Source organism: Allopontixanthobacter sediminis (assembly GCF_009828115.1).
In the GTDB taxonomy this organism is placed as follows: Bacteria; Pseudomonadota; Alphaproteobacteria; order Sphingomonadales; family Sphingomonadaceae; genus Allopontixanthobacter; species Allopontixanthobacter sediminis.
This window is the reverse complement of the sequence record NZ_WTYL01000003.1, coordinates 104494-125977: the sequence shown is the minus strand read 5'-3', so window position 1 is coordinate 125977 and position 21484 is coordinate 104494. Positions and strand designations below refer to the sequence as shown.

The following is a 21484-nucleotide window of genomic DNA, read 5'->3' as shown; positions in this document are numbered from 1 at the left end:
TGAGCGCATGAACTTTACCGCCGACCGCTTGCTCCTGTTTGGTGCAACTGGCGATCTGTCGCAGCGCATGTTGCTTCCCTCGCTTTGCGCGCTCGATGCGGACGGGTTGCTCGGTCCCAACGTCAAGATCATCGGCACCGCCCGGTCCGAATACAGCGACAGCCAGTTCCGCAACTTCGCCCGCGCCGCGCTGGAAAAATTCCTTCCCGCCGATCGCCGCGGTTCCATGGCAAGCTTCCTCAACCGGCTGAGCTACCAGAACCTCGATGCCACAACCCTCGATGGATTCGACGACCTGGCGGCCAAGGTTGGCAAGACGGAACACGGCCTGGCCATCTTCCTGTCGACCGCCCCCAGCCTGTTCGAACCTACTATCGCTGGCTTGCAGCACGCCGGGCTTGCCACCGGCAATGTACGCATTGGCCTTGAGAAGCCGCTCGGCACCGATCTAGCCAGTTCCCGCGAAATCAACGACGCGGTCGCCTCGGCGTTTAGCGAGGACCGTATTTTTCGGATCGATCACTATCTTGGTAAGGAGACGGTCCAGAACCTGCTGGCGCTGCGCTTTGCCAATATCCTGTTCGAACCGCTGTGGAACGCGGCGCATATCGATCATGTCCAGATCACCGTAGCGGAGACTGTCGGGCTGGAAGGCCGCGTCGCCTTTTACGACGATGCGGGCGCCATCCGCGACATGGTCCAGAACCACATGCTGCAACTGCTGGCGTTGGTGGCGATGGAACCACCGGGGAGTTTCGATGCAACTTCGGTCCGTGACGAGAAGGTGAAGGTGCTGCGTTCCCTGCGCGATGTGGAAATTGGCCAGACCGTCACCGGCCAGTACCGGGCCGGGGCGATCTCCGGCAAGGCGGTGCCCGGCTATGATGAGGAACTGCAGAAGGCGTCGAACACCGAGACCTTCGTCGCGATCAAGGCGCATGTCGACAATTGGCGCTGGAAAGGCGTTCCGTTCTACCTGCGAACCGGCAAACGCCTGCCCGAACGGGTCACCGAGATCGTTGTGCAATTCCGCAGCGTCCCGCATTCGATCTTTGCCGACAAGGGTGCGAAAATGATTCCCAACCGGCTGGTAATCGGCATCCAGCCCAAGGAAAACATCAGCCTGTCGTTGATGACCAAAGTGCCTGGCCTTGACCGCGAAGGTATTCGCTTGCGCAGTGTTCCGCTGGATATCGCCTTGCCCGGTGCCTTTACCGGAACGCACAGCCGGATCGCCTACGAGCGGTTGCTTCTCGATCTGATCGAGGGTGACCAGACCCTGTTTGTCAGGCGCGACGAAGTGGAAGCACAGTGGGAATGGATCGATGCGATCCGCGCGCTGTGGACCGCGCACGGGTTGGAACCGAAGACCTATACCGCCGGCAGCTGGGGCCCAAGCGCCGCCATTGCGCTGGCAGAACGCGATGGAGTTACCTGGCATGAGTGAGGCCCTTCACCCGGTCCTGCAACGGGTCACCGACCGGATCATCGAACGCTCCAAGTCCAGCCGCCGTGCGTATCTGGACCTGATCGAGCACGAAGCCGAGCATCAGCCCGACCGCAACGCGGTGTCCTGTTCCAATCTCGCCCACGCCTATGCCGGCGCGCTCGAGGACCAGCAGCAACTCAAGACTGGTCGCGGCGTCAACATCGGCATAGTCACCGCCTATAACGACATGCTGTCCGCGCATCAGCCCTATGGCCGCTATCCCGAACGGCTGAAAATCTATGCCCGCGAAGTCGGCGCCACGGCCCAGGTCGCCGGCGGCACCCCGGCGATGTGCGACGGGGTGACGCAGGGGCAGGACGGCATGGAACTGTCGCTGTTCAGCCGCGACGTGATCGCGCTCAGCACCGGGGTCGCGCTCAGCCATGCAATGTATGACGGCAGCCTGCTGCTCGGCATCTGCGACAAGATCGTACCCGGGCTGGTGATCGGCGCGCTGCGGTTTGGCCACCTGCCGGCGATACTTGTGCCCGGCGGTCCGATGCCGACCGGGATCGCCAACAAGGAAAAGCAGCGAGTCCGCCAGCTCTACGCCGAGGGCAAGGCGACCCGCGCCGACCTGCTCGAGAGCGAGAGCGGCAGCTACCATTCCCCTGGCACCTGCACATTCTACGGCACCGCCAATTCCAACCAGATGATGATGGAAATGATGGGCCTGCACATCCCGGGCGCCGCCTTCATCCAGCCCGGGACGAAGCTGCGCCAGGCACTGGACCGGGCCGCGGTGCACCGCGTCGCGGCAATCGGGAGGGATGGAAACGATTACCGTCCGCTGGGTCGCTGCATCGATGAGAAGGCGATCGTGAACGCCGCGGTTGGCCTCCTCGCTACCGGCGGATCAACCAACCACGCGATCCATATTCCGGCAATGGCGCGGGCGGCAGGCGTGATCATCGACTGGACCGACCTCGACGAATTGTCCTCTGCCGTGCCGCTGCTCGCCCGTGTCTATCCCAACGGATCGGGCGACGTGAACCATTTCCACGACGCCGGAGGGATGGGCTACGTCATCCGCGAATTGCTCGGCGCAGGGCTGGCGCACCGCGACATCATGACCGTCGGCGGGGCGGACCTTGGCGCCTATGCCGAGGAACCCGGCCTCGAAGGCAAAGACTTGGTCTGGCGCCCGATTGGCGAAAGCGGTGACGCGACCATGCTGCGACCGGCCGCGGACCCGTTCCTGCCCGACGGCGGGATGCGGCTGGTCACCGGCAACCTCGGACGTGCAACCTTCAAGACCAGCGCGGTCGATCCTGACCGCTACACGATCGAGGCACCGTGCCGCGTGTTCCGCACCCAGCACGCCGTGGCGGAAGCCTTTGCCAAGGGGGAACTGGACCGCGATGTGGTCGTGGTTGTCCGGTTCCAGGGGCCGCGCGCCAACGGAATGCCGGAATTGCACGCGCTGACCCCGCCGCTCGGAGTATTGCAGGACCGCGGCTACAAGGTCGCACTGGTTACCGATGGACGCATGTCGGGTGCCAGCGGCAAGGTACCCGCCGCGATCCATTGTTCGCCCGAAGCGCTAGGCGGAGGCCCCCTGTCGCTGTTGCAGGACGGCGACGTGGTTCGCCTGTGCGCCGTTACCGGCACGCTTTCGACCACCGCAGATCTCTCGGTCCGCGAACCGGCCGATCCGCCGCCGCCCGCCAGCGGAATGGGCCGCGAATTGTTCGCCATGTTCCGTCACGCTGCCGATGAAGCGGAAAAAGGCGGTTCGGCCATGCTCGCGGCGGCCGGCCTATGAGCTACGATCTGGTCGCGGTAGACATCGGCGGTACGCACGCCCGCTTCGCCATCGCGACGGTCGCGGACGATTGCACGATCACCCTGGGTGAGCCCGAAACGCTGCACACCGAAGACCATGCGAGCTTCCAGACCGCGTGGGAGGACTTCCGCGAACGCCGAGGCGGCACCCTGCCCCGTGCGGTTGCGATGGCGATCGCGGGTCCGGTCGGCGGGGACGTGATCCGGTTCACCAACAATCCGTGGATCATCCGCCCGGCGCTGGTCAAGGAAAAGCTAGACGTCGACGATTTCGTCATCGTCAACGATTTCGAGGCGGTTGCCCATGCCGTAGCGCGGGCCAGCGAGGACCAGTTCATCCATCTGACCGGCCCCGAAGGCCCGCTGCCGAAAACCGGCCGCCTGACGGTCCTCGGCCCGGGAACCGGCCTCGGCGTCGCCCATCTCTACCGCGAGCCGACCGGCGAATACCGGGTGTCTGCGACCGAGGGCGGGCATGTCGACTTCGCTCCGCTCGATTCGATCGAAGACGCAATCCTCGCCCGCCTGCGCAAACGCCACAACCGCGTCTCGGTAGAGCGCGTGGTCGCTGGCCCGGCAATCTCCGATATCTACCAGACGCTCGCCGCGATGGAGGGCAAGGCGGTGTCCGAAGAGGATGACATCGCTATCTGGACCCGCGGGCAGGATGGCAGCGACAGTCTCGCGGCGGCGGCGGTCGACCGGTTCTGCATGTCACTCGGCAGCGTTGCGGGCGATATGGCGCTGGCCCACGGGGCGAAGGGCGTCGTCATCGCGGGCGGGCTTGGCTACCGTATCCGCGACGCATTGCTCGCGTCCGGCTTCGCCGAGCGCTTTCGCGCCAAGGGCAGGTTCGAATCCATGATGGCCGGCATCCCGGTCAAGCTGATAGTCCACCCGCAGCCCGGCCTGTTCGGCGCTGCTGCAGCGTTCGCATCGGAAGCGGGCAGCGCCAAGGAAACCAGAGGAAATCCATCTTGAAACCTATCGAATCCATCCTGCGGTCGGCGCCGGTTATCCCGGTAATCGTGATCGACGACCTGGCTCACGCCGTACCCCTGGCCCAGGCGCTGGTGGCGGGCGGGCTGAATGTGCTCGAAGTCACTTTGCGCACCCCCCAGGCGCTCGATGCGATCCGTGCCATGAAGCAGGTCGAAGGCGCCATCGTCGGGGCCGGCACCGTTACTAATCCAAGCGAACTGGATGCAGCGCTGGAGGCGGGCAGTGAATTCATCGTATCGCCCGGCCTGACCACCCGGTTGGCCAATGCAGCGATCGAACACGACGTGCCGTTTCTGCCCGGAATTGCCAACGCCGGTGACATCATGATGGGGCTCGACCTCGGCCTGACCCACTTCAAGTTCTTTCCGGCGATGGCCGCGGGGGGGCTGCCGGCACTGAAAGCGCTTGCGGCACCGTTCGGCCAATGCCTGTTCTGCCCGACCGGCGGTATCAGCCTCGCCAACGCACCCCAGTGGCTCGCGTTCGAGCCGGTCCTGTGCGTTGGCGGTAGCTGGGTCGCTCCGCAGGGCAATCCCGACGTACCCAAGGTGGAAGCGGTCGCTCGTCAGGCTGCCGCCATGGGAAGTGCGGGGGCCGGGCTCGCCGGTACATGACCCAATTCGAAAACACTGTCGCCGGATTGACCGAACGCCTTCAGGAAATGCACGCGAGAACGCGGGAAACACCGCTGTTCAACCCGGTGTTCCAGCTGTCGCTAGACCTGTCGCGCAAGTTGGAAAACGGTGATCTCACGCTGGACTGCGTGCAGAACCTGGTAAGCGAGCTCGATTGCGACGCCCTGCAAAGCCGCGCCAAGCGGTTGCGGCGACTGGTCACCCCGGTCTCGCGGGAAAGCAATCTTGCGGCGCTGACATCGCGCGATAGCGTGGCGAGCTTCGATGAATTCCGTGCCCGGTGGGAACAGCCGGCCATGCATGCCGTCTTTACCGCCCATCCGACTTTCCTTTTGTCCCCCGCCCAGACAGGCGCGGTGGCGAAGGCCGCCAGCAGCGACGAGGAAATCTCCGATTCGGTCTGCACCGTCTCTGGCGGACGTCCTGAAATCACTCTTGCCTACGAACATGGCCGCGCCATGGACGCCATTGCGCATGCGCAGGATGCGCGCGACACGATCGTCAGCCACACGCTGGCCCAGGCGCGCTCCAAATGGCCGGACCAATGGCTCGAACTGGCCCCGCTGCCAGTCCGCTTCGCCAGTTGGGTAGGCTATGACATGGACGGCCGGACGGACATCCGCTGGTTCGATTCAATCGGGTTCCGGCTGTCCGAAAAGGCACAAAGGCTGGAGCGATACGCCGAAAGCCTGGCTACCATCGACAGCGGCCATCCGCTGCTCGGGCAATTGCAGGAGGCCGCAGAGTATACTCGCCAGCGGACCGAAGATTTTCGCGCCGACCTGTCCGATCCGGCACAATTGTCAGCGGCGGCCAACCGGCTGACGCGGGACGATCCGGCAAAGCTGCTGTCGCTATCCCCGATGATCGAGGCACTGGAGCAAGAGGCCCGCGGCGCCGATGCGAACCGCGCCGTCAAGCTCAAGACGCTGTCCGCCGCAATGCGCGCCGATGGCCTTGGCATGAGCTGGATCCATTTCCGGGTCAATTCAAGCCAACTCCACAACGCTATCCGCCGGCTCATCGATCCCGACAACTCGCTGGATCTCGGCAGCAAGGGCGCGATGGCGACCCTGCGCGAATTGTTGACTAACGTGAAACCACTACTGTCCAACTTCGCCGCGCTCGCAATCGAAAGCAGCACGGCGATCCGCCAGTTCCTAGCAATGGCGCAAATCCTGCATCACGTGGACAGCGACGCGCCGATCCGGATGCTGATTGCCGAATGCGAGCAACCCTCCACGATTCTGGCTGCGCTTTATTTCAGCCGCCTGTTCGGGATTGAAGACAAGGTCGATGTCTCGCCGCTGTTCGAGACCGAAAGCGCATTGGAACATGGCGGGCGCTTTCTCGATGCGCTGCTGGCGGAGCCCATTTATCAGGATTACGCCCGGGTGCGCGGCCGGGTGGCGATCCAGACCGGGTTTTCAGACGCCGGGCGGTTCGTCGGGCAAATCCCCGCCAGCCTCGCGATCGAACGCCTGCAAGGGCGGATGGCGGATGCGATGCGCAGCAACGGGATGACCGATGTTGCCGCACTCATCTTCAACACCCACGGCGAGAGCATGGGCCGCGGTGCCCATCCGGAAAGCTTCGCGGACCGGCTGGCATGGCCGCTCAGCGCATGGACCCGCCGCCGTTTTGTACGTGCAGGTATCCGGCTGGAACCGGAAGTCAGCTTCCAGGGCGGCGACGGTTACATGTTCTTCGCAACCCCTGAACTGGCCCTGGCAACGCTCACCCGGATCGCAGAAAACCGTCCCTCCGATACCGACCCCGCCGCGCCGACCGATCCGTTTTACCGGCGGACCGATTTGAGCCTCGATTTCTACCGGGCCATCCGGTCGCACCAGCGCGACCATCTCGAAAGCTCTACCTATGCCCGCGCGATCACCGCGTTCGGATTGGGACTGCTGAATGAAACCGGGAGCCGCAAGTCGCGCCGCCAGTCGGACCTTTCGGCCGACCGGGACATGAACCTGCGGCAGATCAGGGCGATCCCGCACAACGCGATCCTGCAACAGCTCGGCTATCCGGTGAATGTCATCGCCGGGGTCGGAAGCGCCGCTGACGGCAATTACGAAGACGTCGCGGCGTTGCTTCAGGAAAGCGAGCGCGGCCGCCAGCTCGTCCGGCTGCTGCGGGCCGCGAATGCGCTTGCCAGCATCAAAACCGTCGCGGCGTTCGGCGAATTGTTCAATTCCGCCTATTGGGCGAGCCGCCCCTATCGCGGAACCGAAAGTCACCTGTCCGATGCGTGCGAAGCGCTTGCCGAATATCTCACCAAGGACGACCGGACCGGCGTGTTCCGCCGCCTGGCGAGCCGCTTGCGGGTGGACGCGCTCAAATTACACCGCCTGCTCGACCTGATACCGGACGAAGCGCCGCTGCCGGACCGCGAACACACCCGCCGCACGATCGGCGTGCTCCAGGCGCTGCGGCTGGCTCTGCTCCAGCATATGTTCCTCAAGGCCGTGTCGATCCCCGCATTCAGCCGCGCCAACGACATCAGCCGTGACGATGTGCTGGAAATGGTCTTCACCTTGCGGATCGACGACGCACTGGAGCAATTGCGCCGTGCCTACCCGACCAGCTTCCCGCAATTGGGCGACTTCGAGGTCGATGAACCGAGCGATTATCCTGACGGGGACGGAACGGGCTATTCTGCAATCCGGCGCGATTATATCGAGCCGCTGGAGCGCGCTTACGGCCTGACACTGCAGATCGGTACCGCCATCGCAAACGAGTTCGGCGCCCACGGATAGCCGATAGCGTCGGTTAGTTTGTAGGAGTGCCACGTCTCGCAGTGGGACGTCGGATCGCCAGCTCTGGCAAATTGATCCGTTTGCCTTCATTATCGCGGCATGGACCCGATGATCAAATGGATTGGCGGCGCGACCGCCGCGCTGGTGCTGGCGATTGGCGGTGCCACGCTGGCGGGCGGAGTGTTCTCCGAGGAAGCGGGAGATGTCGCTGCGGAAACGACTGGCTCAACCAACCCGCAGTCTGAGATAACTTCCGAGCCGGCAGTCCAGCCCGTTGCCGAAGCGGCGCCAGAAGACGAACCGCTGGTGATCAAGCGAATCCTGCCGATCAGCGGCCCAATCAAATATGGCGAATGGCACTGGGACGATGCAGGGGTGCCCGATGGCCCCGTAGTGATGACGGTCGATCTGGAGGCCCGGGTGATCTCGGTATTCCAAGGTGGGTACGAAATCGGCGCGGCGGCGGTGCTGCTGGGCACTGAAGATCACCCCACCCCGCTCGGCACGTTTCCGATCCTGTCGAAGGAGCGGCACAATGTGTCGGAAAAGTACAACAACGCGCCCATGCCGTGGACTTTGCGGCTGACCTGGGACGGGGTCGCCATACATGGCGGTTCGACAGTCGAAAACGGTTATGCGAGCCACGGCTGCGTGGCCGCACCCGACGGGTTCATGGACAAATTGTACAAGGTCGCGGCCAAGGGTGACAAAGTCGTGATCACGCGCGGCAAGCGCATCGGGATGGGCGACCCGATCATCTAGTTCTTGCGGATTTTAGGCTCCGGGACGAAATGCCAAATTTCGTTTTCAACCTTAGCCAGCACACCGCCGAGTGAACCGGCGCTGCCGGCTTCCAGCAGATCGACCAGTCGCGCCGTAGCGCCGCCGCGCGGCATTTCGCCAAGCTGCGAGATAATACGGGCGACGATGCGGATCCGGACTGCCCGCGGCGCAACAGGAACATAACGCAAGCCGTGCACAACCTCCGACACTGCTTCCAGCCATTCGCGGTCCACCGTCCAATCGAGCGCCGCGTCGGCGTCGGCCAGATGACCCGCAGAGGCCGCAACTGCCAATGGATCAATCCAGTCGATATCAGCCATGGCCCGGCGCAGCCGAACCCGGTCAAAGCGCTCGTCCGCGTTGGAAGGATCGTTCGCAACCGGAGCATCCGCTGCCATTACCACCCGGCCCAGTTCCTCCCGCCGCCAGCGGAGAAGGGGGCGCAGCAGCACAAGCCCACTACCGGCTACCAGCCCGCGCGGGCGCACTCCGGCAAGGCCCGCGACCCCGCTGCCGCGATTAAGCCGCATCAGCAGCGTCTCAGCCTGGTCGTCTGCATGATGCGCGGTAGCCAGTACCGCCAATCCGCGCTCTTTCGCCCAATCAGCGAGCGCAAGGTAGCGTGCGCGACGCGCAGAGTCCTGCAGATTGCCCGGTCCGACGTGTACCCGCAGCGTCCGGTGCGGCACCTCAAGCGTGGCGCAGAAAGCTGCGACCATTTCAGCCTCCGCCGCAGCGCCCTCGCGCAGGCCGTGATCGACTGTCGCGGCCTCGATCCGCCCTGCCATCGCGGCGTGTGCGAGCAGCAGCAGGGCAGTGGAATCCGGACCGCCTGAAACGGCGAGAGCCAGGCTGCCCTCGCCCATGTCCGGCCAGACGGTTTCGAGATCGCTTCGGAAGCGCTCGATCAGCTGCGGATCGATCGACCTATCAATTGCAGGTAACCTTGCGCAGGTTGGATTGGTACTGGTCGGCGAGACGGCCCGAAGCGAGCGCTGGGTAGGTGTCGCCGAATTCCGCCAAAGCAATACACGCGCGGCTGGTGTCCTTCTGCGCGATCATCGCTTCGGCCAGGTACAACAGGCTGTCGGGGGCACGGGCGGCTTGCTTGTCAGACTGGTAATTGCGCAGGAACCACGGTGCGGCTTCCTTCGGTTTGCCGTTGTCCAGATAGGCCCGGCCCAGCAGATTCCGGCCGAAGGTTGCCCGGCTGTGGGTCGGGTATTTCTCAACGAACATCGTCAATTGCTGCTGCGCCTCGGGATAAAAACCGGCATCCCACAGGCGGAAACCGTAAGTGTATTCGTCGTCTCCCGGGTCGTCTGTCTGCGGCTTGGCGATTTCCTGCACCGCCGCCAGCCGTGCGGCTGTCGGACCTGCCGGGGCGGCCTGGACAGGTTGCGCCGTGCTCGATGCACCGCCGGTCATCGCACCGAGATTTGCGGCAGGGGTGCTGGTCGTCGGCGTGGTCACTGTTGGAGCGCTTGTGGTGGGCGAAGGTCCGAACGGCGAAGGTGCGGCCGGTGTTTCCAGCGCTGCGACCCGCGTCGACAGCAGGTTGAGGGAATTGGTATTCTGCTCCGTTTGCGACGTCAGGCCCTGGAGCTGCGCCTCCAGCGCATCAAGCCGGACCAGAATATCAGTCACCGCGGTTGTGGAATTTGGTACCGTGGTCGTCGGCGAAGCGGAGTTGCCGGAGATTTCCGGTTCGAAGAATTTGCCGGTCCCGCCCGGGAACACGCTCCGCTGCAAGGCTCGTACTTCCGCTTCGATCTTGCGGATCCGCGACTCATCCACGCTTTGCGCCGCGGCAGGCAGCGATGTCGCCGCTACCGCGGCCATTGCGAGGCCACCGAGTACTGTCCGCGAAAAAGGTATGGTGGTGAAACGAATGGTCATCGCGCGATACGCTCCTGTAATATTTTCAAGCCAGATCAGTTAATGGTATGTCCCCGGCACACCGAACCGCTGCTGAATATGCCCCTGCTAGTCATGCCGCCGAATTCCTGCCGCAGAGATGGTTAATTGTCGAGCGATAACCCCGGAAATGCGGGGAAACGCCTATCGATGATCAGGTATCGGTCAACGGTTCCGGAGACTGGGGCGATTGCGCGGCAGGGTCGGCCCGCGCCAGCAGCGCTTCCGCGCTAACCGGGACATCACGCAAGGTCTGCAATTCTTCCGCCAGCTTGGGCACCGCCTGTCCGCCGACCGTTATAGCCAGGGCATCGGGCCGCGCGGTCCATATCTGGGGTCCTTCCGCGTCGGGGGGAACGGTAAAGCTTTCATCCAGCGCCATCTGCTTTTCCATCAGCCGGTTCCCCTGAGCGTCATAGAACTTGACCCAGATACCGTCTTCCAACGCTGTAAATATTACCTCGCCGCCGCCGGGCGTGCTGTCAGGGACAGCGGCTCCTGCTACCTGCGACGCCGTGGGTTCTGAAACCGGCGCTTCGGCAACGAGTGGCCCCGGCCCTGAAGCGGGGAAAAAATAATCACGAAAATAGGCTAGCCCGCCTGCAATCAGCAGGATTGCTGCCAGTGCGCTGAGCCATGCAAGGCCCCGCGTAGGGATACGGGCCGGGTCTCCCGGTTCGAAACCATCCGCATTTCCACGGTCATCATAGCCGCTCTCCGCGAGTTCGGCGCGAACCAAGGTAGCGATTTTCCGATCATCGAGTCCGACTGCCTTGGCGTAACTTCGTGAAAATCCGATCGCATAGGTTCGTCCGGGCAGACCGTCGAAATCGCCGGCTTCGATTAGGCGGAGATGGCGCTGGGTAATCCGGGTTTCAGCGGAAACCTGCTCAATCGAAAGTTTCGCGTCCTCGCGGGCACGGCGAAGGAGAACACCCGCTGTGTCGAGCGGCAAAGTCCCGTCATCCGTGTTTTCTTCATCCGCCATTGTTAAATCCTTGGACCCCGTTTTGTTTTGACAGAGCAGAAGATTGCTCGCGGCGCTGTGTCAAGCGGGATACCCCGATCGTTAGCAGCATATCGACGAGGCGGCTCAATAGCACGTCGAATTATCGCACGTATGCGTCAATCTACCTCGATGCCGTTTCCTTCGGCCCACTCCTGCAGCGCTACCCGAATATCAGGTGGCGGCTGCGACAGCCAGCCGTTCATCAGGCCCGAAATTTCCGCGAGGTCCACCTTGCGAACGAGCTCCTTGATCGGCCCGACGGAAACTGGCGTGATCGAAAACCGCCTAAAACCAATCCCCAGTAGTGCGAGAGCTTCCAGACGGCGTCCGCCCATTTCGCCGCAGATGCCCAGATCCACCGGTGCCCCGTCAGTCGCAAGGGCGACGCGCTTGAGAAACCGGAGGATTGCCGGGCTCAGCCAGTCATAACGCTCCGCCAGTTTCGGGTTGGCCCGGTCCGCTGCAAACAGGAACTGAGTCAGGTCATTGGTACCGACCGACAGAAACGACAGCTTCGGGATCAGTAGGTCGAGCACTTCGGCCAAGGCAGGCACTTCGAGCATCGCCCCGTAATTGATCGATTCGGGCAGGACTTTCTTCTGCGCCTTGATATATTTGAGCTGCGCTTCGAACACGCTCTTGGCGGCTTCGAATTCCCACGGTTCGGAAACCATCGGGAACATTACGTACAGCGCCTTGCCCGCCGCTGCTTCTATAAGTGCGCGGGCCTGCACCTTCAGCAAACCTTCGCGTTCGAGCGCCAGTCGCAGCGCACGCCAGCCCATTGCCGGGTTTTCGTCATTTTCCGCTTCGCCCGAACGGAGATAGGGAACCGCCTTGTCGCCGCCGATGTCCACCGTGCGGAAGATGACCGGCTTCTCGCCCGCGGCATCCAATACATCACGGTACAGCCGGAACTGCTTTTCGCGCTGCGGAAGAGTGGCAGAAACCAGGAACTGGAATTCGGTGCGGAACAGCCCGATCCCGTCGGCGCCAACCAGGTTGAGGCTGGACAAATCGTCCCGCAGTCCGGCGTTCATCATCACCTGGATGCGCGTGCCGCAGCGGGTGAACGGTTCGACATCGCGCAGTTCGGCATAGATTGCCTGGCGCTCGCGCGATTTCGCAAACCTTGCGTCGAACGCGTCCAGCATTGGCTGGGCCGGGCGGATAATCGCGTTACCCGAATCCGCATCGATCAACACTTCGTCGCCTTCGCGCACCAGCCCTCGCAGGCCGCGAGCCCGGCCGAGCACCGGGATCCCCATCGCCCGCGCCACGATGACGACATGCGCGGTGAGCGAACCTTCTTCAAGGATCACGCCCTTGAGACGGCGACGGTCATATTCGAGCAATTCCGCCGGCCCGAGGTTCTTGGCGATCAGGATCGTATCCCGCCTCAGTCCCTGGGTGGCCGCTGTTCCAAGTTGCCCCGAAACGATGCGCAGCAGGCGATTGGACAGATCCTCGAGGTCGTGCATCCGGTCGGCCAGCAACGCATCGTCGATCTCGCGCATCCGCATCCGGGTACGCTGCTGCACCCGCTCGATGGCGGCTTCCGCGGTCAGTCCGGAATCAATCGCTTCGTTGATGCGGCGCGACCAGCCTTCGTCATACGCGAACATCTTGTAGGTCTGGAGAACCTCCTCATGCTCGCCGCCGACGCCGAATTCGGCTTGGCTGGTCATCGAATCGATGCCTTCGCGCATTTTGTCGAACGCGCGGTAGACCCGCTGCCGCTCCGCCTCGGTATCATCCGCCACGACCTGCGTGATCGTGACCCGGGGCTGGTGGAATACGGCTATCCCGCTGGCCAGCCCCTTCACCAGCGGCAAACCGGTAACCGTCTGCGGGCCCGACTTCGCGGAATTGAGGCCGAGCGCTTCTTCTTCGTCCACCAGTTCGGCGTGGGCAATCAGTTCGGAGAGGACCATCGCGGTGGTCTGGAGCGCTTCGATCTCAATTTCTTCGTACCGCCGCGGCTCGACATGCTGGACGCACAGGACGCCGACGGCGCGTTCGCGGTAGACGATCGGCACCCCGGCGAAGGAATGGTACTTTTCCTCGCCAGTTTCGGGCCGATACTGGAAGTCAGGGTGCGCTTTCGCTTCGGCCAGGTTGAGGGTTTCGATCTGGTCCGCAATGACCCCGGTCAAACCTTCGCCGATTGCCATGCGGGTAACGTGGACCGCGCTGGCGTTGAGCCCGCGGGTCGCGAACAGTTCCAGCATGCCTTCGCGCAGGAGATATATCGAGCAAACCTCGCTATCGAGGTTTTCTCCGACGATCTCTACGACCTTGTCCAGTTTGCCCTGCGCGTGCATGCGCGAGGCCATGACTTCGTGCAATTGCGTGAGGATCTGGCGGGCAGAGGCGGCGGCGGTCATGCCAGGGTTGTATAGCACGCAAGTCCCGTTGGGAACTGCCGACCGTCCGCCGCAGACTACCTAAATTTCGCGGTACCAGAGACTCTTAAAGGATAGCCGCCTTAAGCTTGCGCGAGCTCTTCCTTGATTCGGAGTTTCCGCTTCTTGAGAGCCTGGATCGTCGCTGTGTCTGGCGCTGGGCGGTTCAGTTCGGCGCGGATTTTCGCATCGAGACCGGCGTGCTTTTCCTGCAAGGCGCTGACGTGGGACGTTGCCATATGGCTCTCCTTTGGATGAAGCCCTGAAACGGGCGAGACGCCCGACTCGGAACAGTATTCCAGGCCGGGTAACAGGATAAAAACATATCGCAGACCATTTGCGAAGAGCGGAGTCTTCCCTAAGCGGCCAGTTACTGCGATGGTGCGATGAGGCGTTGATCCGCACGGTAGCGATTGAACGACTGGCGAGAGGATAAGCCCGGGTGAACGAGCAGGAATTGCGCAAGCGGTTGGCGGGCCTTAAAACCGAACACCGCGATCTGGATGCCGCGATCGATGCGCTGCTGCTGTCCGGTTCGACCGACCAGCTTCAGATCGCCCGGCTCAAGAAACGCAAACTGCGCCTCAAGGACCAGATATCGATGGTCGAGGACGCGCTGCTGCCGGATATCATCGCCTGAACCAGGCAATCCGTTTCATCTTGGGACGGTGGACAAAATAATGCTTGTTCCCGATTCTCGACGCTGGCGAAATGCTTGCCGTGGGGCTAGCCTCCCCCGCCATGACACTGCCCACCGATCTCAATCGAAAGATTGTCGAAGACCTGTATTGCGAAGCCTTGATGCTCGCAGACGAGGTGCGCTCGATCTTCGACCTGACCCCTGTCCGGGAAGCGGGTGATACAGCCGACCGGTTGCGGCTGGCGCTTTCTGTGGAAGGGCTGCGCACCACCACGCGGGTGATGCATGTACTGGCCTGGCTGCTCAATCACCGCGCTTTCTACGCTGGGGAGCTCAGTGAATTCCAACTACGGCGCCATAGCAAGTTGCCGCCTGACCGCGCTCCTGAACAAGCCAATCTCGACCTGCTGGAAAAAGAGACCTGCAGCCTGGTGCTGCAGTCACAGACGCTTCACCAACGGATCGCCCGGCTCGATACTGCCTGGCGCGGGCGCTATGAAATGCAGCCTGCCGCGGTCTTGCGCCTGCGCGAACGCCTGAGCCAAGCGGTGTTCAAAGCTTGACGTTCGGGGCCAGCCGGTTGGTACGGGGCCTGACGTTCGGGACCCGATTTGGTAGGCCCGATCCGGTCAGGCCGCCGAGAGAGCCTTGCTCCATTGCCGGCGGCGAATATCCCGTTCCTCCGGCGACATCCTGGGCGTGAAATGGTCGATCCCGCCGCGCATTGCAGCCGATGCATCCTCCAGCGAGGCGAATAGGCCGGCCCCGACACCCGCCAGCATCGCTGCGCCGACCGCGGTGGTTTCGACAAATGTCGGGCGCTCCACCGGCAGGTCGAGAATGTTGGCGATGTCCTGCGCCATCCAGTCGTTTGCGCTCATCCCGCCGTCGATTTTCAGCGAGGTCCATTCCGCGCCGTCAGCGGCAAAAGCGCGAGCGAGGTCATCGGTCTGATGAGCCATCGCTTCCAGTGCCGCACGAGCGATCTGCGCGCGGCCGGTGGCGAAGCTGAGCCCGGCAATTACCCCGCCAGCCTCCGGGCGCCAGTGCGGTGCGCCAAGGCCTGAGAGCGCAGGAACGATCACCACCCCGCCGCTGCCGGGAATAGACCGGGCGAGAGTTTCCGTTTCAGCGGCGGTACCCAAGAGGCCAAGCGAATCGCGGAGCCACTGGACCAGGCTGCCTGCCACGAAGACCGACCCTTCGAGCGCATAAATCCGCTCCCCACCGAGCTGGTACAACACCGTACCGAGCAGCCGGTTGGCCGAGGCGGGGATATCCCGCCCCTTGTTTGCAAGGATGAACGCCCCGGTACCGTAGGTGGCTTTGGTTTCGCCGGGTGACAGGCAGCCCTGGCCGATGGTCGCGCTTTGCTGGTCCCCCGCAAGGCCGGTGATCGCGATCGGCGTGCCGAACAATTCCGGCAGGGTCGAACCGAAATTACCGGCGTTGTCGCAAACCTCCGCCAATGCAGAATGGGGTACTTCGAACAGGTCGCACAGGCCGGGATCGAAGTACGATCCATCCAGCCGCATCAACAAGGTCCGGCTGGCGTTGCTGGCGTCGGTCAGCAGCGCGCCGCCGGTCAGTTTAAACACCAGCCAGCTTTCCACCGTCCCCAGTGCAAGAGTGCCGGCCTTGGCGGCGCCTGCGACAGCCGGTTCATGCTCGACCAGCCAGCGCATCTTGGTGCCGGAGAAATAAGGATCGAGCAGCAGCCCGGTAGCCCGCTGCACGTCGTTCTCGTGCCCGGCCTCGCGCAATGTCATGCAGAAATCCGCGGTCCTCCGGTCCTGCCAGACCAGCGCGTTGGCCAGCGGCTCGCCGGTTGCCGTGTCCCAAGCCACAACCGTTTCACGCTGGTTGGTGATGCCGATTGCCGCGACATTGTGGGCCCCGCCTGACTTCTCGACCATTTCACGGGCGCAGGCGAGCGTCCGGTGCCAGATTTCCCGCGCATCGTGCTCGACCCGGCCGGGCGCCGGGTAAATCTGGGTCAGTTCTTGCTGCGCACTCCCGATCAACCTCCCATCCGCGCCGAACAACATCGCGCGCGTTGAAGTCGTGCCTTCATCCAGGACGAGTATGTTTGCCGTCATGCAGCCTCCCTTGCCCGCATTACTAAACCACTTCGCGCAGTAGACCCAGCACCCGCAATTGACAAAGCGTGGACAGGCTGTCCAAGGGTCCCCATATCGCGCCTATGGCTATCCCACCCAAACCCTGGCCGACCGGTCTTGTCGAACAGCCGGAACCGCTCGTCCGGCGTGTGCTGGCGCCAAACCCGTCGCCATACACCTATACGGGTACCCAGACGTATCTGGTCGGCAATGCGGGAACTATCGCCGTGATCGATCCCGGTCCGGACGATGACGAACACCTCGCAGCGCTCGAAGCCGCAATCGGCGGCGCGAAGATCGCTGCGATCATGTGCACCCATACCCACCGCGACCATTCGCCCGCGGCGAAACCCCTAGCCCAGCGAACCGGCGCGCCAATTGTCGGCTGCGCTCCGCTGGTGCTCGATGATGCTGGCCCGCGCGCCGATGCGCCGTTCGACCGGACCTACGCGCCGGACCGCGTGCTGGAGGACGGCGAGAGCATGACCGGACCCGGCTGGACGCTGACCGCGGTTGCAACGCCGGGTCATACATCGAACCACCTGTGCTTCGCGCTGGAGGAAAGCGGGGCCCTGTTCACCGGCGATCACGTAATGGGCTGGTCGACCAGCGTTATCGTCCCGCCCGACGGCGATATGGGCGATTACATGGCCAGCCTGGCTAAGCTCTACGAGCGCGAGGACCGCGTCTATTATTCCGCGCACGGCGCCCCCATTGAAAAGCCGCGCCAGCTCGTTCGCGGAATGATCGGGCATCGCCGCCAGCGCGAAAACCAGATCCTGCGCCTTTTGGGCGGCGCGCCTGGTGCAATCGAAGGTCTGGTGCCGCAAATGTACAAGGGCCTCGACCCACGCCTTACCGGCGCAGCGGGAATGTCCGTGAAGGCGCATCTGATCGATCTGGAACGTCGCGGCATGGTCAGCCGTTCAGGAGATATATGGCAGACAATCTGAAAGAATCCGAAGCCGAACGCATGGCAGCCGGCACTGGCGCGCCGGGTGCCGAACGGCAGAAGTCCCTCGCGCGCGTTCAGGCGGTGCCGTGGCTGATGTTCATCGCCATGCTGGCCCTGGCCGCATGGCTGGGCTGGAAGGCTTTCGGAACCGACGACCTTGGCGATCCACTGGCGACCAGCCTGGTAGCGTTCGAGAAACAGAACCGCCTGACGGTGTTCAGCGCAGAACTCGCGCCTGTGGTGGCCAGTGACGACAGCCGGTTCCTAGGGATGGTCCAGAGCCGCCAAGTCGCCGTGATCCCGGCGCGGGTGGACTACACGCTCGACCTGTCGCAGGTCGGTGAGGAGCGCTTGTCTTGGAACCCTGAAACCGAAGTGCTCGATGTCCAGCTGCCGGCGATCCGGGTCGGCAAGCCGAACCTCGATGAAGCGCGGGCGCAATACCTGCGCGAAGGGATCTGGATCAGCCGTGACGCACAGGACAACCTCACCCGCAAAAACACCCAGCTGGCGGAACAGCAGGCCGTGAAGCAGGCGGTCAACCCCGTACTGATGGAAATTGCCCGCGGTGCGGCGAAGGATGCAATCCGCCAAAACCTTGCTATACCGCTGCAAGTTGCCGGCTACGGCAATGTGACCGTCAATGTCCGTTTCGACGGAGAGAAAGCCCCGCAATGACCGCACAATCCGCTTTGCCCACCGGGACCGACCTGCGCGCCGAAATCGACCGGCTGCGGAAAGACCGCAACGCGGTGATCCTGGCGCATTACTACCAGAAGCCGGAAATCCAGGACATTGCCGATTACGTCGGTGATAGCCTCCAGTTGAGCCAGCTCGCGGCGGATACGGATGCAGACGTGATCGCGTTCTGCGGGGTCAAGTTCATGGCCGACACCGCAAAAATCCTCAGCCCCGAAAAGATCGTGGTGTTGCCGGACATGGACGCTGGCTGCAGCCTCGAAGACAGCTGCCCGCCGGACAAGTTCCGCGCGTTCCGTGAAGCCCACCCCGACCATATCGCGCTCACCTATATCAACTGTTCGACTGAGGTGAAGGCGCTGTCCGACGTGATCGTGACCAGTTCCAGCGCCGAGACCATCCTGCAGCAGATCCCTGAAAGCCAGAAGATCATCTTCGGCCCCGACCGGCACCTTGGCGGCTATCTCAACCGGAAATTCAATCGCGATATGCTGCTTTGGCCTGGTGTCTGCATCGTGCACGAGGCGTTCAGCGAAAGCGAATTGCTGAAGTTGATGCAGCAACATCCCGACGCGCCGGTCGCCGCTCATCCCGAATGCCCGCCCCACGTGGTGGAGCACGCCGACTATGTCGGATCTACCAGCGGCATCCTGCAATTCGCCAAGACTTTCCCCGGGGACACACTGATTGTGGCGACCGAGCCGCATATCATCCACCAGATGGAGAAGGCGCTGCCGGAAAAGAACTTCATCGGTGCGCCCGGTGCAGACGGAAACTGCAATTGCAATATCTGCCCCTACATGGCGCTCAACACGATGGAGAAACTCTACACAGCGCTCCGCGATCTGGAACCGCGCATCGAGATCGAGGAAGGTCTCCGCCTTAAGGCAAAGCAGAGCCTCGACCGGATGCTGGAGATGGCCAGCGGCACGATCGGCATGGGTGATCTGGGCCGGGTCTGACCCCGCTCGGCAGTTTGGCGCGTAGATGGGCATGACCGAATATCCGCGCTGGCTGTGGGCCAAGCTCAATTCGAACTACTGGTTCTATCCGGCGCTCTTTTCGCTGCTTGCTGCAGGCTTGGCCCTCGGCATGGTCTGGGCGGACCGCAACGGTTTCGCCGAATTTCTCAATGACGTAGAATGGATCATACCCGCCCGGCCGCAAGGCGCGAGCAATATGCTCACCGTGATCGCCGGATCGATGATCGGGGTCGCGTCGACGGTGTTTTCGATCACCATCGCCGCGGTTGCCTATGCCAGCGGTGCCTACGGTCCGCGGCTGCTGACCAATTTCATGGAGGACAAAGGGAACCAGTTCAGTCTGGCGACCTTCATCGGCACCTTTGTCTATGCTCTGGTCGTGCTGCGGGCGGTACGCAGCGAAGACGAAGTCGCGCCGACTGCCGCCGATGCTGCCGCTACCACCCTGCCCGGTTTCGTTCCGCAATTATCGTTGCTCGTCGGCCTGGGCCTGATGGCCATTTCCATCGGCGTGCTGGTTTTCTTCCTCAACCATATCCCGGCGAGTATCCGCATCAATACGGTTCTCGAGGGGATCGGTGAACGCTTGCTGGGAGGGATCGAGGACACCTACCCTCGTCCCGACACCGGGCTTCCGACAGCAACGCCGCCGCAAGGAAGGCCGATCCTTTCGGAGCGTACCGGATACGTCCAGATGATATCGTTCGACGCCCTTGCGCGGATGGCAAAGAAGTTCGACGGGCGGGTTTCCCTAGCCGTCCGGACCGGGGATTTTGTGCATCCAGGCATGGCGATCGCGGATTTGTGCGACGCCGATTTCGGCGGCGAGAAGCTTGACGATGCGCTCATGGACGATTTGCGCGACTGTTTTACCCTGGGAGCAACCCGGACGCCCGAACAGGACCTGCAATTCCTGATCGACGAATTGGTCGAGATCGGCCTGCGGGCGCTGTCCCCAGGTATCAACGATCCGTTCACCGCGATAACCGCCCTTCACTGGCTCGGGGCGGCGACGGCGCTGCTGGGCACGCGCGATCTCAACAAGCACATCGGCAACGGTGATGACGAGTTGGTGGGACGGGTCATTCCCCTGCCCGACGATTTCACCCATTACGTCTCCCGCGGCTTCGGCAATTTCCGCAGCGCTGCGGCGACCAGCACCCCCGCCGCACTCGTAATGCTCGACACGTTGCGCAACTGCGCAGCGCCGATCGACGACGAGACGCGGCAAGCGGTCCTCCGCCGCGAAGGGGAGCGGCTGATCCAGCAGGCGCGCGAGCACTTGACCGGCCCCGACCTCGAAGATGTCGAGGCACGCTTTGTAGGCTTCAACCGCGCCATGGCAGGATAGCGCCCGCCTTTATTCCGCTGGCTCCGGATTGACGGGGTTCGCTTTGCTCCCGCGAGCCAGTACCAAAGCAGCGCCGAGCAGCGCCATGCCAAGTAAATCGACAGGGCCGATCGTTTCGCCGAAAGCATACCAGCCGCTAAGAGCGGCCACTGCGGGCTGGGTCAGTAATGCGAGCCCGATGATCAATGGCGCGAAATGCTTGAGCGAGAAAACCAGCAAGCCTTGGCCGACCAACTGGCTGAGCACGAAGAGGGCAACCAGCGGGGTCCAGTCTGTCGGCCAGATCGGCTCCCCGCGCAGGACAGCCATGGCCAGCAGGACAGGAGCGCCCGCCAGCGAGCTCCAAGTGAGCAAGCTCCAGCTGCCGAGGCCGGCGCGCGCGTTCTGCAGGATCAGCAAGTAACCTGCGTAAAACAGTCCTGCGAGCAGGCAGAACAGGTCGCCGACTAGCGTTTCGCGCGAAATCTCCAGCGAATTGCCCATCAGGATGACTGCCCCGGCCAGCGCGGAAACCATCGCCAGCCATTCCGTTCCTCGCGGCAGGCGGCGCCACATCACGAAGCCCCAGATCATCAACACCAGACTGCCAGAATTCCCGAACAGCGTCGCGTTGCCGAGGCGGGTGGCCTCGATCCCGATGTGCCAACTTGCAAGGTCCAAAGCGAAGACGACGCCCGCCAGCAGCACGAGCATCAGGGTCGGCCGCGCAATGCCGCCCAAGCGCTCACCATTGGCCCTGGCCAGCATTGCCAGGAACGGCAGGGCAAGAAATAATCGCCAGAATCCCGCCGAAACGGGTCCGCTGTCAGCCAGCCGAACCGCCCAAGGCCCTAGCGCCAATGCGACATTCCCCGCCAACAGCGCAGCCACCAGCAGCCACCGCGGCTTCTGGTCCAGTTCGGGCGCGATGGTTGAATTGGCCATGGGCGCGCCTTAGCTGCCAGTC

The 21484-nt window shown here is 63.1% G+C and carries 19 protein-coding genes; 12 read left to right on the top strand and 7 right to left on the bottom strand.

Annotation, left to right across the window (positions count from 1 at the left end; all coding sequences use genetic code 11):
- The first annotated feature begins 7 nt into the window (after positions 1 to 7).
- From zwf to GRI65_RS11365, 6 genes are all read left to right on the top strand, one after another.
- Positions 8 to 1447, top strand: coding sequence for a glucose-6-phosphate dehydrogenase (gene zwf / locus GRI65_RS11390; protein WP_160756698.1), 1440 nt, complete (start codon positions 8 to 10; stop codon positions 1445 to 1447).
- Positions 1440 to 3254 carry a phosphogluconate dehydratase gene (edd, locus tag GRI65_RS11385; RefSeq protein WP_160756697.1) on the top strand — a complete coding sequence of 605 codons (1815 nt, stop codon included), beginning with the start codon at positions 1440 to 1442 and terminating at the stop codon, positions 3252 to 3254. The genes zwf and edd overlap by 8 nt, the downstream gene beginning before the upstream one ends.
- Positions 3251 to 4255, top strand: coding sequence for a glucokinase (gene glk / locus GRI65_RS11380; RefSeq protein ID WP_160756696.1), 1005 nt, complete (start codon positions 3251 to 3253; stop codon positions 4253 to 4255). Before edd ends, glk begins: the two co-directional genes overlap by 4 nt.
- Positions 4252 to 4890: a bifunctional 4-hydroxy-2-oxoglutarate aldolase/2-dehydro-3-deoxy-phosphogluconate aldolase gene (eda, locus tag GRI65_RS11375; RefSeq protein ID WP_160756695.1), complete on the top strand. Its 639-nt coding sequence runs from the start codon at positions 4252 to 4254 to the stop codon at positions 4888 to 4890. The genes glk and eda overlap by 4 nt, the downstream gene beginning before the upstream one ends.
- Entirely contained in the window at positions 4887 to 7676 is a 2790-nt protein-coding gene (locus tag GRI65_RS11370) for a phosphoenolpyruvate carboxylase (RefSeq protein ID WP_160756694.1), read from the top strand. Before eda ends, GRI65_RS11370 begins: the two co-directional genes overlap by 4 nt.
- Before the next feature lie 99 nt (positions 7677 to 7775).
- Positions 7776 to 8438 carry a L,D-transpeptidase family protein gene (locus GRI65_RS11365; RefSeq protein WP_160756693.1) on the top strand — a complete coding sequence of 221 codons (663 nt, stop codon included), beginning with the start codon at positions 7776 to 7778 and terminating at the stop codon, positions 8436 to 8438.
- Here GRI65_RS11365 and tilS read toward each other — a convergent pair.
- From tilS to GRI65_RS11340, 5 genes are all read right to left on the bottom strand, one after another.
- Positions 8435 to 9325, bottom strand: coding sequence for a tRNA lysidine(34) synthetase TilS (tilS, locus tag GRI65_RS11360; RefSeq protein ID WP_160756692.1), 891 nt, complete (start codon positions 9323 to 9325; stop codon positions 8435 to 8437). The two genes, GRI65_RS11365 and tilS, sit on opposite strands and share 4 nt — an antisense overlap.
- A gap of 64 nt (positions 9326 to 9389) precedes the next feature.
- Positions 9390 to 10358 (bottom strand): tetratricopeptide repeat protein, encoded by a 969-nt coding sequence (locus tag GRI65_RS11355; protein ID WP_160756691.1) that lies wholly within the window; start codon positions 10356 to 10358, stop codon positions 9390 to 9392.
- A gap of 172 nt (positions 10359 to 10530) precedes the next feature.
- Entirely contained in the window at positions 10531 to 11364 is an 834-nt protein-coding gene (locus GRI65_RS11350; protein WP_160756690.1) for a helix-turn-helix domain-containing protein, read from the bottom strand.
- Positions 11365 to 11501: 137 nt separating this feature from the next.
- Positions 11502 to 13772, bottom strand: a complete 2271-nt coding sequence (ptsP, locus tag GRI65_RS11345; protein WP_160756689.1) for a phosphoenolpyruvate--protein phosphotransferase — start codon at positions 13770 to 13772, stop codon at positions 11502 to 11504.
- A 101-nt stretch (positions 13773 to 13873) separates the two neighbouring features.
- The gene (locus GRI65_RS11340; protein WP_160756688.1) at positions 13874 to 14029 is read right to left on the bottom strand and encodes a YdcH family protein; all 156 of its coding nucleotides are present in this window, start codon (positions 14027 to 14029) and stop codon (positions 13874 to 13876) included.
- A gap of 203 nt (positions 14030 to 14232) precedes the next feature.
- On the opposite strand from GRI65_RS11340, the gene GRI65_RS11335 reads away from it, so the two are divergent.
- Positions 14233 to 14430, top strand: coding sequence for a YdcH family protein (locus GRI65_RS11335; RefSeq protein WP_160756687.1), 198 nt, complete (start codon positions 14233 to 14235; stop codon positions 14428 to 14430).
- A 101-nt stretch (positions 14431 to 14531) separates the two neighbouring features.
- The gene (locus GRI65_RS11330) at positions 14532 to 14993 is read left to right on the top strand and encodes a DUF1465 family protein (RefSeq protein ID WP_160756686.1); all 462 of its coding nucleotides are present in this window, start codon (positions 14532 to 14534) and stop codon (positions 14991 to 14993) included.
- Positions 14994 to 15059: 66 nt separating this feature from the next.
- On the opposite strand, the gene GRI65_RS11325 is transcribed toward GRI65_RS11330, so the two are convergent.
- Complete coding sequence (locus tag GRI65_RS11325) at positions 15060 to 16529, bottom strand: glycerol kinase (RefSeq protein ID WP_160756685.1); 1470 nt, start codon at positions 16527 to 16529, stop codon at positions 15060 to 15062.
- Positions 16530 to 16633: 104 nt separating this feature from the next.
- Between GRI65_RS11325 and GRI65_RS11320 the strand changes: the two genes are divergently transcribed.
- From GRI65_RS11320 to GRI65_RS11305, 4 genes are read left to right on the top strand one after another with little or no spacing between them, the layout of a single operon-like run.
- Positions 16634 to 17503: an MBL fold metallo-hydrolase gene (locus GRI65_RS11320; protein WP_160756684.1), complete on the top strand. Its 870-nt coding sequence runs from the start codon at positions 16634 to 16636 to the stop codon at positions 17501 to 17503.
- A complete protein-coding gene (locus tag GRI65_RS11315; protein WP_160756683.1) occupies positions 17488 to 18183 on the top strand; it encodes a DUF4230 domain-containing protein in 696 nt (231 codons plus the stop codon). The genes GRI65_RS11320 and GRI65_RS11315 overlap by 16 nt, the downstream gene beginning before the upstream one ends.
- Complete coding sequence (gene nadA / locus GRI65_RS11310; RefSeq protein ID WP_160756682.1) at positions 18180 to 19166, top strand: quinolinate synthase NadA; 987 nt, start codon at positions 18180 to 18182, stop codon at positions 19164 to 19166. Before GRI65_RS11315 ends, nadA begins: the two co-directional genes overlap by 4 nt.
- A gap of 31 nt (positions 19167 to 19197) precedes the next feature.
- Positions 19198 to 20538 carry a DUF2254 domain-containing protein gene (locus GRI65_RS11305; RefSeq protein WP_160756681.1) on the top strand — a complete coding sequence of 447 codons (1341 nt, stop codon included), beginning with the start codon at positions 19198 to 19200 and terminating at the stop codon, positions 20536 to 20538.
- Between the two features lie 9 nt (positions 20539 to 20547).
- On the opposite strand, the gene GRI65_RS11300 is transcribed toward GRI65_RS11305, so the two are convergent.
- Entirely contained in the window at positions 20548 to 21462 is a 915-nt protein-coding gene (locus tag GRI65_RS11300; protein ID WP_160756680.1) for a DMT family transporter, read from the bottom strand.
- Positions 21463 to 21484 lie beyond the last annotated feature (22 nt).